The 11,892-nt window shown below is 37.7% G+C and carries 13 protein-coding genes; 6 read left to right on the top strand and 7 right to left on the bottom strand.

The genetic code is table 11. The features are described from left to right. Window positions 1-6: 6 nt before the first annotated feature. The 4 genes from JG735_RS05875 to JG735_RS05860 all read left to right on the top strand — a co-directional run bounded on the left by JG735_RS05875 (window position 7) and on the right by JG735_RS05860 (window position 2,831). Entirely contained in the window at window positions 7-1,245 is a 1,239-nt protein-coding gene (locus tag JG735_RS05875) for a glutamate-5-semialdehyde dehydrogenase (protein WP_201334157.1), read from the top strand. Continuing rightward, window positions 1,242-1,826: a CheB methylesterase domain-containing protein gene (locus tag JG735_RS05870; RefSeq protein ID WP_201334156.1), complete on the top strand. Its 585-nt coding sequence runs from the start codon at window positions 1,242-1,244 to the stop codon at window positions 1,824-1,826. Before JG735_RS05875 ends, JG735_RS05870 begins: the two co-directional genes overlap by 4 nt. A gap of 89 nt (window positions 1,827-1,915) precedes the next feature. After that, window positions 1,916-2,242, top strand: a complete 327-nt coding sequence (locus JG735_RS05865; RefSeq protein WP_201334155.1) for a zinc ribbon domain-containing protein YjdM — start codon at window positions 1,916-1,918, stop codon at window positions 2,240-2,242. A 7-nt stretch (window positions 2,243-2,249) separates the two neighbouring features. Continuing rightward, window positions 2,250-2,831 carry an ABC transporter ATP-binding protein gene (locus tag JG735_RS05860; RefSeq protein ID WP_236584285.1) on the top strand — a complete coding sequence of 194 codons (582 nt, stop codon included), beginning with the start codon at window positions 2,250-2,252 and terminating at the stop codon, window positions 2,829-2,831. 8 nt (window positions 2,832-2,839) lie between these two features. Here the strand turns inward: JG735_RS05860 and JG735_RS05855 are convergent, their stop codons facing one another. The 6 genes from JG735_RS05855 to JG735_RS05830 are packed head-to-tail and all read right to left on the bottom strand — an operon-like array spanning window position 2,840 to window position 7,470. Then, window positions 2,840-3,532, bottom strand: a complete 693-nt coding sequence (locus JG735_RS05855; RefSeq protein ID WP_201334153.1) for a 1-acyl-sn-glycerol-3-phosphate acyltransferase — start codon at window positions 3,530-3,532, stop codon at window positions 2,840-2,842. Further along, window positions 3,513-4,526, bottom strand: a complete 1,014-nt coding sequence (locus JG735_RS05850; protein ID WP_201334152.1) for a hypothetical protein — start codon at window positions 4,524-4,526, stop codon at window positions 3,513-3,515. The genes JG735_RS05855 and JG735_RS05850 overlap by 20 nt, the downstream gene beginning before the upstream one ends. 16 nt (window positions 4,527-4,542) lie before the next feature. After that, window positions 4,543-5,214 (bottom strand): phosphoribosylformylglycinamidine synthase I, encoded by a 672-nt coding sequence (purQ, locus tag JG735_RS05845; RefSeq protein WP_201334151.1) that lies wholly within the window; start codon window positions 5,212-5,214, stop codon window positions 4,543-4,545. Further along, window positions 5,211-5,456 carry a phosphoribosylformylglycinamidine synthase subunit PurS gene (gene purS, locus JG735_RS05840; RefSeq protein WP_201334150.1) on the bottom strand — a complete coding sequence of 82 codons (246 nt, stop codon included), beginning with the start codon at window positions 5,454-5,456 and terminating at the stop codon, window positions 5,211-5,213. Before purS ends, purQ begins: the two co-directional genes overlap by 4 nt. Further along, window positions 5,453-6,172, bottom strand: coding sequence for a phosphoribosylaminoimidazolesuccinocarboxamide synthase (gene purC, locus JG735_RS05835; protein ID WP_201334149.1), 720 nt, complete (start codon window positions 6,170-6,172; stop codon window positions 5,453-5,455). Before purC ends, purS begins: the two co-directional genes overlap by 4 nt. Next, window positions 6,169-7,470: a S41 family peptidase gene (locus tag JG735_RS05830; protein ID WP_201334148.1), complete on the bottom strand. Its 1,302-nt coding sequence runs from the start codon at window positions 7,468-7,470 to the stop codon at window positions 6,169-6,171. Before JG735_RS05830 ends, purC begins: the two co-directional genes overlap by 4 nt. A gap of 231 nt (window positions 7,471-7,701) precedes the next feature. On the opposite strand from JG735_RS05830, the gene JG735_RS09900 reads away from it, so the two are divergent. Then, window positions 7,702-10,290, top strand: coding sequence for an ATP-dependent Clp protease ATP-binding subunit (locus JG735_RS09900; protein WP_201334147.1), 2,589 nt, complete (start codon window positions 7,702-7,704; stop codon window positions 10,288-10,290). Here JG735_RS09900 and JG735_RS05820 read toward each other — a convergent pair. Continuing rightward, window positions 10,287-11,582 (bottom strand): GGDEF domain-containing protein, encoded by a 1,296-nt coding sequence (locus tag JG735_RS05820; RefSeq protein ID WP_201334146.1) that lies wholly within the window; start codon window positions 11,580-11,582, stop codon window positions 10,287-10,289. The genes JG735_RS09900 and JG735_RS05820 overlap by 4 nt on opposite strands. Before the next feature lie 139 nt (window positions 11,583-11,721). Here JG735_RS05820 and rpmH point away from each other — a divergent pair, with 139 nt between their 5' ends. Then, window positions 11,722-11,856 carry a 50S ribosomal protein L34 gene (gene rpmH, locus JG735_RS05815; protein WP_012082253.1) on the top strand — a complete coding sequence of 45 codons (135 nt, stop codon included), beginning with the start codon at window positions 11,722-11,724 and terminating at the stop codon, window positions 11,854-11,856. Window positions 11,857-11,892: the final 36 nt, after the last annotated feature.

Here is an 11,892-nt window from a genome sequence, read left to right as displayed (position 1 = left end):
GGGATTATGGAAAATTTTTTGAAAAAGGCAAAAGCATCTGCAGCTGAGCTCCTCCGAATTGATGGGGCAAAAAAGAAATCTGTATTGATGCAAATTGCCGACCAGCTTGAAAAAAACAGTAATAGAATATTGGCTGCAAATCAAAAAGATATGGCACTTGCTGAAAAAATGAATCTCTCTAGTGCCTTGATCGACAGACTTTTCTTGGATGAAAAGAGAGTCCAAGCCATGGCAGAGTCGGTTCGGGAAATCGCGATGCTCAAAGAACCTGTAGGAAGAGTCCTAGATGGATGGGTTTTGGATAATGGTCTTCGAATCGAGAAGGTCTCCATTCCGATAGGAGTAATAGGAATCATTTACGAGTCTAGGCCAAATGTGACCAGTGACGCTGCAGCTTTGTGTTTCAAGTCCGGTAATGTTTCTATATTGAAAGGAGGGAAAGAGGCACAGAACTCCAATGAAGCAATAGCAGAAATTATTCAAGAGGTTCTTGAATCAAACGATCTTCCAAAAGAGCTTGTTTCACTCCTTCCAGATTACAGCAGAGAGGGTGTTGATACATTGATCAAGATGGATAAATATGTTGATCTTATTATCCCAAGGGGAGGAGAAGGTCTTATTCGATATGTAAGCGAAAATGCAACTGTACCTGTGGTAAAACACGATAAAGGATTATGCCATACATACATTGACAAAGATGCTGATTTTGAGAAAGCCATAGCTATCGCAGTGAATGCCAAGGTACAACGACCAGGAGTGTGCAATGCTATGGAGACTCTTTTGGTAGATTATGCTATTAAAGATGAGATACTTTTGAAGCTTTATGATGCATTTAAGCCTCATATGACGACACTCAAGGGGTGTACATTAACAAAAGAAGTACTGCCCGATATTGAAATGGCCAGTGAGGATGATTACCATACAGAGTATCTTGAAAATATCCTTTCAATAAAAGTAGTTGATGGGGTGGATGAAGCGATAGAGCATATCAGGAAATATGGCAGTGGACACAGCGAAGCGATCGTGACGGAGAACTATTCTACAGCTGAAAAATTTTTAAATGAAATAGATGCTGCATGTGTCTATGTGAATGCTTCTACAAGATTTACTGATGGTGGTGTATTTGGTTTTGGAGCCGAAGTCGGAATTTCAACGAACAAACTTCATGCAAGAGGTCCTATGGGTATCAATGATTTAACGACATACAAATATAAAATTTACGGTGAAGGCCAAATACGTCAATGACACCACATAAGTGTGTGCTCATTGGCGCTTCTACAGGAGGTCCCGAGCTTATAGAGAAAATTGCCAAGATATTGCCTAAAAAATATCCGTTTCCAGTCTGCGTTGTTGTACATTTTCCTTTGCATTTTTCCGCTTCTTTTGCAAAAAGATTGAATGAACACAGCGCAATACAGGTTTTAGAAGCGGTAGAAGGTATGAAATTACAATCAGGAACGATGTATATAGCAAAGAGCGGCCAGCATATGTGTTTTGAAAAGAACAAGGATGCTATTGTGATACGGTTGCAAGACAAAAGAGAAAATGAGGTTTTCATCCCCAGTGTGGATGAGATGTTTTTGAGTGCAAAAAATGTTTTTGATCCCGAAAATATATTGGCTGTACTGCTGACTGGCATCGGAAATGATGGAGCTTCGGGAATGGTTGAACTGAAAAAGGCGGGAGCGGTGACGATTGCCCAAGATGAAAAGAGTTCTACAGTGTATGGCATGCCTAAGGAAGCCTATTTGAGAGGGGGTGTTATGAAAGTTCTCCCTTTTGATGGGATAATGCATGAGATATTGCGTTACGGAGAGAAGATGTAAAGAGGTATAAAAGTGTGCAACAATAAAAAATTACTATTTTCTTCTCAAGAATCTTAGTAAAATAGAAAAACTAAATTGAAGGAGATTGTATGAATATACCAAACTGTCCAAAATGTCAGAGTGCATATGTCTATGAAGATGGAGAACTCTTTATTTGTCCTGAGTGTGGATTCGAATTTGACAAAGAATACAAAGAGGAGGGACTCATTGTCAAAGACGCGCATGGCAATATTTTGCAAGATGGTGATACGATTGTAGTGATGAAAGATTTGAAGGTAAAAGGAGCCAGTGGTTCTGTCAAAGCCGGTACGAAGGTAAAAAATATCAGACTTTGCGAGGGTGATCACAACATCGATTGTAAAATTCCTGGTTTTGGTGCAATGAAGTTAAAAAGCGAATTTGTCAAAAAAGCCTGAATGGCTCATGGAAAAAGTTTTAGAAATTGTGAATCTTACTTTTGGTTATACCAAAAGTAAGCCACTTTTTACCAATTTTTCAATCACAGTTCATAAAGGTGAAGTAGTTGCAATAGTGGGGCCAAGCGGGATTGGAAAGAGTACACTTTTTGAACTGATTAGCGGTTTTTTAAAACCATGGAGTGGGAGTATTCAGGCTCAGAAACTGTCGACAATATTCCAAGACCCCTACAGTTCTTTCCATCCTACTTATACCATTATCGAACAAATTAAAGATGTAGCTTCACTGGAAGGTCTGGAAGAGTTGGCAAAAAGCATGGATATTGAACAAGAGATTTTATATAAATATCCTCATGAAGTATCAGGCGGGCAGTTACAGCGATGTTCCATCCTCAGAGCAGTGCAGATGAAACCGAAACTGTTACTTGCCGACGAACCGACAAGTGCTTTGGATAATGTTACGCAACTTAAAGTCATGAAAACGCTTTTGCAATTTCTCGATCGAGTGGGTATTTTATTGATTACGCATGATCTCGATTTGGCAAAATGGTGCAGTGATAGGATTATAGAGATCGGAGATCAAAATTAATGAGCTATTTATGGGCAAAGTCGAGATTTTTCTTTATCTACTGTTTCTTGCATTTTGACTCGAAGCTCTTTGAACCACTCATCATTTGGATTTGGATAGAAGCTTGGCATATAGATCACTTTGATGGTGCCTGGATTGAGTTCAAGTGTTTTACTGTCAAAACGTTTTCTTGCACAAACGATAACAATAGGTTGAACTTTTAGTTTCAGCTTTTCTGCTATAATTTTTGCTCCCGGTTTGAACGGAAGCAGTTTGTCACCCCTGGCACGGGTTCCTTCCGGAAAAATCGCAATTGTCTTTTTTTGGGTTTTCTCTTTCGATTCTTTCAGAAGATGTATCAGAGATTTTCTATCTTCACGATCCAGGCGAATATTATCCGGAAGTTTAAGAAGTAAACCAAAAAAGGGTGTATCAAAAAGTTCTTTTTTGGCGATCCATACCATATCCCACGGATAGACAGATTCAATGACTGGAATATCGATAAGGCTCGAATGATTCATGATAATCATTTTTGCTTCGGGATCTGGTTTTCCTTCGGTAATGACATGAATACCAAGAAGAAAAAGGATCGCTTTTGTATAGAATCGTTTTATAGATTTGTACTGTTTTTTTGGGAAAATTAAAAATGTAAATATATTGAGAGTGACCAGTATTACAATTACGAAAGCAGCATATAAACCTCTAATTTTTGCAAATATCATCTTTTCTTACCCATCCTATCTTTTTATCTGGTAGCATTATCTTAATATAACCGTTTGCTTCATTGAGTTTAAAAAAACTGTTTTGTTTGCGATTGATTTTAAAAATGGTACTCTGTTTAGTAGGTAGTATATAGATTTTGCTTCCCTTTTTTACACATACTTTTTTTGCTGGGATCAACAAATATCCCGCATATCCCAGCATTATAACAGCTATAAAAATCCACAAATAACCTCTTTTCCATATTCCATAGAGTAAAAAAAGTATGCCTAAAAATGCAAAGATGCCGATTTTCGTGTAGCGGCTTTTGTCTTCAGTGGGATTAATATCTGATTGGGTGCTGACAATCTCATCTTTCACAATGATAGGAATACTTACCAGTTTAAACTCTCTTGTGTCGGGGTCAAAGTAGCTAAATCTGAGCTGGGAAAAATGTGAAGGCAATATAGCATAATAAAGAATATCTGTAACAGGAAAGGACTCATTAGTCTCTTTGATTTTTTGAAGTTTTGCAAAAGGAAGCTTAAAATCTTCAAGATTTGCGTACAATCCGACGATGCGCATCAAAACGAGATTAGATGTACTGTCATACTGAACAGAATCAAACTCCTTTATCTCGAGTCTTTTGGCTAACACTTGGCAAAAATTTTCCGGTGCATTGAGCTGTTTGACTTGGAGAGGTAAACCTGTAAGTCTTTGTTGAATCTCCTCAAATGAGAAAAGGATATCAGGCAGTTTTGCAGGCATGCCGGTGACTTTGAAAAAGATTTTTTTAACAGCATATCCATCAACTATCTGTAAAGGTTCACCGGCATAACGAACTTGGAGATTGAGTCCGTTTTCAAATGTTATCGGAATTTGATCTTCTGCTGTCAATCCCGGAATAAAAAACTTGATCGTGACTGGAAAGATCTCCCCGATAAACAGGGAGTCAGGAATTTTATCCCATTTTGCCAATGAGGTGGCGGCATGAAGATGAAAGAAAAGAAGACCCAAAATAATAATGAGTCGTTTAATGGAGAAATCCTTCTATCATTTTTATTCCATCATCACTTCCGAGAATTTTTTCGCAAGCGCGTTCCGGATGGGGCATAAGTCCAAAAACGTTTTTCGTTTCGTTACAGATACCAGCAATTGCGTCAATACTGCCATTTGGATTGTCATAATTACCATCTTTATCGCAATATTGCAAAAGTACCTGTTGATTATCATACATTCGTTTCAGTCTTTCAGGCTCAACATAATAGTTTCCTTCAGCATGCGCGATTGGAATGTTGAGTATATCGCCTTTTTTGAGCTTTTTTAAAAATGCATTGTTGTTTTCGATAACTTTAATATGTTGAAATTTGGATATGAAATGCAGATTTTCATTTCGCTTCATCGCTCCAGGCAAAAGATGAGACTCCAAAAGGATTTGAAATCCGTTGCAAATTCCAAGAACATAACCACCTCTTTTTACGAATTCAACTACTGCTTTCATAATAGGGCTGAATCGTGCAATCGCACCACTTCTTAGATAGTCTCCATAACTAAATCCACCCGGTAGAACAACAAGATCACTGTTTTTGGGCAGTGCATCATTTTTATGCCAGACGATGTGAGTCTGTGCACCGATTCTTGAGAATGCATAATCTGTATCAAACTCGCAGTTGGTTCCCGGAAATCGTATGATCGCAACTTTCATCGTACAATCTCTATATTGTAATCTTCTATAACAGTATTCGCGAGCAGTTTTTCACACATCTGCTCAACCTCTTTCTTTGCCTCCTCTTCACTCATTGCACCTGAGAGCTGTAATACGATCTGTTTTCCCACACGAACATCCTCCACATTTTGAAAACCGAGCTGTTGCAGCGCATGATGAACAGCTTTTCCTTGAGGATCAAGAACACCTTCTTTAAGATAGATATTAACTACTGCTTTCATTGCATCACCTTTGTTATTCTATTTAGTACCTCTTCATATGCGACTTTCACATTGCCAAGATCGTGTCTGAAAAGATCCTTGTCCAGTTTTTCACCGCTTGTTTTGTCCCAGAATCGACAACTGTCCGGACTGATCTCATCTGCGAGAATAATATTGCCTTCGCTATCTTTTCCAAACTCTACTTTAAAATCGACAAGATTGAGATTTGCTTTATCAAAAAAACTTTTGAGAACCACATTGATCTCTCGACCGAGCCGTTTTAACTCTTCCAGTTCACTTTCGTGCTCCACAAGTTCCAAAATGAGCGCATGCTCATCATTGATCAATGGATCATGTAAAGCATCATTTTTGTAATAAAATTCTACTAAAGCAAAAGGTAGTTTTGTACCATCAGCAATCCCGAGTCTTTTTGTCAACGATCCGGTAGCAATGTTACGAACAACCACTTCAATCATAATCATTTCTGCTTTTTTAATGACCATTTCATTTTCACTTATGCATTCAACGAAATGGGTTTTGATGCCTTGCTCTTCTAACAATTTAAAAAGATTGGCGCTAATTTTGCAATTGAGTGCACCTTTGCCGGCTTCTTCCGATTTTTTTTGTGCATCAAATGCAGTCAATGAGTCTTTAAATTCGGCAATCAAAAGATTTTCATCATCTGTTTTCCAGATCTTTTTTGCTTTGCCTTCGTATAAGAGTTGGGTTTTTTTCATCTATGCTCCTTAGCGATAATCAGTGCTTTTAAAATATCATATCCCTCTTTTAGCTGTGCGTCATCGTACAATGCTTTTTCATCAATGAGATTTTTTTGCTCTTTTTTTGTCTCTTTTTTTGGTTTTTTCCCTTCTATCTTTTCTAGTTCACTCTTGAGATGTGCTTTGAGTTCAGCCTCTTTGATCATAAACTCGTCTTCTTTTTTCTCCACTTTTCCAGGATATACGGTCACATCTGGTGTGATGCCTTTTGCCTGAATGGTTCTTCCACTCGGGAGGTAGTATCTTGCTATGGTAAGTTTGATCGCCTCATCTTTATCGATTGGCAAGATAACCTGCACGCTTCCTTTTCCAAATGTTTTTTCACCGACGATTACAGCCCTGTGGTGATCCTGTAACGCACCGCTGACGATTTCGCTGGCACTGGCACTTCCACCATTGACAAGAACGACAATGGGTATATTTTTTATTGTTCCCGCAGAGTGTGCTTTATAGACTCTGTTTTCGGATTGAATACGTCCCTTTTGTGATACGATCACTCCTTTGTCTATAAAAAGATCGGACAGTCCTACCGCTTGATCAAGGAGACCACCCGGATTGTTTCGTAGATCAATCACTATCCCTTTAGTTTGTGGATTAGCTTTGAGATGTTTTTTGACATCATGTACCACTTTTTTATCAAAATTTGTGATTCGAAGATAGAGATATTCGGGCTTTATGATGTGCTTTGCATAAACTGATTGCACTTTGATAATAGCTCGGGTGATTTCAACGACAAAAGGCTTCGCAGCTCCTTTTCGAAAGATCGTGAGTTTGATTTTTGTTCCAGGTTTGCCCCGCATGAGATTGACAGCTTCATCGAGTGTCATATCCAACGTGGATTTATCGTTGATTTTTAAAATGATGTCACCGGCTTTGAGTCCGGCTTTATCTGCGGGAGTTCCCTCAAGTGGAGCTATAACGGTAAGTGCTCCGTCTCTCATGCCAACTGTAATGCCAAGTCCACCAAATTCTCCCCGTGTTTGGATCTGGAGTTCTTTATAATGTTTTTTGTCCAGATATGCTGAATGAGCGTCGAGATTGCTCAAAAGACCGGCAATCGCTTTGTTGATGATCTCTTCGATATTGAGCGGATCGACATAGTATCGTTCTACAGTATTGACGACTTTTGTGAATTTGGCAACAGCTTGCAGTTTTGCTGTCAAGTTGTCATCGTAACTGCTTTTTGCAAGCATGGAGCTTGTACTTAGCAAAAGAGCCACACAGAGACCTGCGTAAAATGATTTGCTTTTTTTCATCTATTCCCTTGTATAGGCTGATATAATGGTGCAATATTATAAGGAATCATTACTAAAAGTTGGCTAAATAACAAATGCAACTTTAGTATCACTATTGATAGAAAAAGTTTGCTATGATTGGAGTGTATAAAAGCGGTTTTAAACAATATATGTCAACAATAATCAATTTATTTGACAATAATTGACTAAGATTATATAATTAAATGAGAATAAATTTTGAAAGGAGAAAATATGAGCAATATTTTCGAAAAATTGACACATAAAATGACGGAGACTTTAGATAGTGCTGTCAGTCTTGCTTTGCACAACAAAAACCCTGAAGTTGATGTCGTTCATGTACTATGGGCACTTCTGACAGATTCAGGTTCAATTCTTAATCAAGCGCTCAACAAAATGGGAGTGGATAAAACTCCGATGGAGCTTGAAGTAAAAAGTGTAGCTGATAGACTGCCTAAAGTCTCTTCTATCACAAAAGAGAGCATAAAAATTTCTAGGAACCTTGCTGAAAGCCTTCAAAAAGCCGAAGGTTTGATGGTTCGAAATGGCGATCAGTACCTAGCCGTTGATACCTGGATAGAAGCCAATACGGATGATCCGGTATTTAAAGAAGTCCTTGGAAAGTATGTAGATCTTTTTGAGCTTAAAAAGACACTTGAATCCATTCGTGGTGGTAAAAAAATCGAATCCCAAACAGCAGATGAAACTCTTGAGGCTTTAGAAAAGTATGGAATTGATTTGACGAAAAAAGCTGCTGAAGGTGAACTTGATCCAGTTATTGGGCGGGATGAAGAGATCCATAGAGTAATGCAGATTTTGATTCGAAAAACAAAAAACAACCCAATCTTGCTAGGTGAGCCTGGTGTTGGTAAAACTGCTATTGTAGAGGGACTAGCTCAAAGAATTATCAACCATGAAGTTCCTTTGAGTTTGCAAAACAAACGAGTTATAGCTCTTGATATGACTTCCCTTGTAGCTGGTGCAAAATATCGAGGTGAATTTGAAGATCGACTCAAAGCTGTGATTGATGAAGTGAAAAATGCAGGGAATATTATCCTATTTATTGATGAGATTCATACAATAGTTGGAGCGGGTGCTAGTGAAGGAAGTATGGATGCTGCAAACATCCTAAAGCCAGCCCTGGCACGAGGTGAACTCCATACAATTGGTGCGACAACACTCAAAGAGTATAGAAAATATTTTGAAAAAGATGCAGCGCTGCAAAGAAGGTTTCAACCGGTCAAAGTTGAAGAACCGAGTATCAATGAAGCGTTGCAGATTTTAAGAGGACTGAGAGAGCGACTCGAAGCGCATCACAATGTACAGATCTTAGATAGTGCTTTAGTAGCTGCTGTGAAACTTTCAAGCAGATATATTACAGACAGATATTTACCGGATAAGGCAATCGACTTGATCGATGAAGCAGCGGCAGAACTAAAAATGCAAATCGAATCTGAACCTTTTGAACTAAGCAAAGTAAAACGAGAAATTCAACAACTTCTTGTTGAAAAAGAAGCGCTTTTGATGGAAAAAAGCAAGAAAAATGAAGAGCGTCTTGCAGAAATAGAAAAAGAATTGGCTGATTTGGAAGAGAAAAAACGAGCGCTTGAATCACAATTTGAAACAGAGAAAAAGATTTTCAAAGAGATTGCCGAAATTAAAGAGAAAATCGAGCGACTCAAAGCAGAAGCCGAAAAAGCAAAACGAGAAGGTGACTATAACAAAGCAGCTGAAATCGAATATGGTCAGATTCCACAAATGGAGCAAAAGCTAGCTGAGCTTAATGAGCAGTGGAATCGAATGCAAGAAGCTGGAACGCTTTTGAAAAATGCCGTTGATGAAGAGATGATCGCCAAGATCGTGAGCAAATGGACTGGTATTCCGGTTACAAAAATGCTTCAAAGCGAAAAAGAGAAAATCTTGCATGTTGAAGATGAACTTAAAAAATATGTGGTTGGACAAGATGCAGCCATCAAAGCGGTGGCAAGAGCGATCAAGCGAAACAAAGCGGGGCTGTCTGATACCAACAGACCGATTGGCAGTTTTATGTTCTTGGGACCTACCGGAGTTGGTAAGACCGAGACAGCTAAAACACTGGCGAGATTCCTGTTCGATACAGAAAAATCGCTTATACGAATTGATATGAGTGAATATATGGAAAAACATGCGGTGAGCCGACTTGTTGGTGCGCCTCCTGGATATGTTGGATATGAAGAGGGTGGTCAACTTACTGAAGCGGTTCGAAGAAAACCATACAGCGTCGTGCTTTTTGACGAGATCGAAAAAGCGCATCCAGATGTATTTAACATTCTTTTACAAGTGCTTGATGATGGACGACTTACTGACAATAAAGGTGTAACAGTCGATTTTAGAAACACTATCATCATCATGACAAGCAACATTGCTAGTGATAAAATTATGGAATTTAAAGATCCTGAAGATAGAGAAAAAGCGGTCAAAGATGAATTGAAACGCTATTTTAAACCTGAATTCTTGAACCGACTTGATGATATCGTGATATTCAATCCTCTTGGTGAGCAAGAAATTGTCAAAATTGTGGATATCATGTTTGCTCGTATTCAAGAGAAACTTAAAGAGCGAGATATCAAAATCGAGCTTACCGAGAGTGCGAAAAAACTTGTGGCAAAAGCTGGTTTTGATCCTGTTTATGGAGCTAGACCACTTAAACGAGCACTATATGAAATCGTTGAAGATACATTGGCTGAGCTTATCTTGGAAGATAAAGTCAAAGAGGGCGATAACGTCAAGTTTGATGCCGAAGGCGATCAAGTTGTCGTCTATGTGAATGGTCAAAGAGTCTAATCTCTTTGGCCTTTCAAACTCTTTTTGTTTTCATACATCCTCTTATCTGTAATTTCAATCAGTTTTTCGATATTTTCCCCGTCATCTGGAAACAGTGATACACCTATTGCTGCACTCACTGAAAACTCTCTATTTCTATAATGGATCGGTTTTGATAGGAGAGTGTCGATTTTTTTTGTGATTGTATAAAGATTCTTTTTTTCTACATTTTTAATGCACAAAATAAATTCATCTCCTCCATATCGGCAAACGAAGTCATCTTGGCGAATGATGTTTTGTAATCGCTTTGAGATAATCTGCAGACAGTAATCTCCAAATTGATGCCCATAGGTATCGTTGATCGGTTTAAAATCATTGAGATCAACGAAAAATATGGCAAATTTTTTCCGATTTTCCAAACATTCATTTAATGTCCGATCTAAAAAGGAAAAACAGGCGGCTCTGTTATATGTTTTTGTCAGTTCATCAAGCTGTGCCTGTTCTTTGAGAAACGCTTTTTGTTTTTCATATTCGGTTATCTCTTTGATTAAAATACTGGTCATATCATCCAAAACAATGATTTGAATATCAAACAACCTATTTTTTACACCCAAATGATCCTGAAAAGCAATTTTTCTTTTCTTTGATAGAAGCTTAGGTCGATTATCTGTATGGATATAGTCTAAAAAGTTGTTTCTGTTTTTTTGTTCTATTTTTTTCCAATATGCTGAACTTTCCAAAATAGTAAAATGAAGATCTGTTATGAGGACAATATCTTTTTTTAGGTAGGAAAAGAGATCAAACAGTGATTGTTCTATTTTTCTTTTATGCATATTCTCTTGCATAAGGTGAAGAAGGTGGGATGACATTATTTGAATATCATCTTTATCTCCATCAAGTTTTTTAAGATATTCTTCATTCAAAGAGTTTGTTTGCAAAAAATCTTGTAAAAAAGCTCCTAAAACATTGACCCGTTTTAAAAATCGATCAATGAGTCTATAAATCATCAGGTATATTATGAAAAACAGAGAAACCAATAAGATATTTGGCGTGATAATAAAACGATAATAGGAGAAAGAAGGTCTGTATCGTACGGTATTATCTTGTAAATGAACCTCTATAGGGATGTTGCGAAGTGCATGCCAGATAGTGTCTAAAAAAGGAAGAGATTCCAAATGGGAATATTTTAAATTGAGTTCTTGCTGTACTATGGAGTAGTATTGATAATTTGCAGCTATTATAAAAAAGAGGTATATAATCAAAAAAGTGAGTACAATCCGTTTATGAAAGGTTGTGAGGAGATGCTTTCTCATAATTAATCCTTATCTTTAACCATTATATCATGTTCATATTCCTGCTATTATTTCATCATTGTTCTATTTTCGGAACTAATCTCGAATTAAGTTCAGTTTTAGTAAACTTAGGCTCAAAATTTTATGGAAAAGGACGTGTATGAAACGAACATACCAACCGCACAATACGAGACGAAAAAGAACCCACGGATTTAGAGCGCGGATGAAAACGAAAAATGGGCGAAAAGTAATCAACGCAAGAAGAAGAAAAGGTAGAAAAAGATTGGCAGTATAAAAGGAATCCAGACTCTCAAAACAAAAAGAGAGTTTG

The organism is Nitratiruptor sp. YY08-10, from assembly GCF_016629565.1.
GTDB lineage: Bacteria > Campylobacterota > Campylobacteria > Campylobacterales > Nitratiruptoraceae > Nitratiruptor.
Note: the sequence above shows the minus strand (reverse complement) of the source record. Positions and strands in the feature narration are given on the sequence as shown.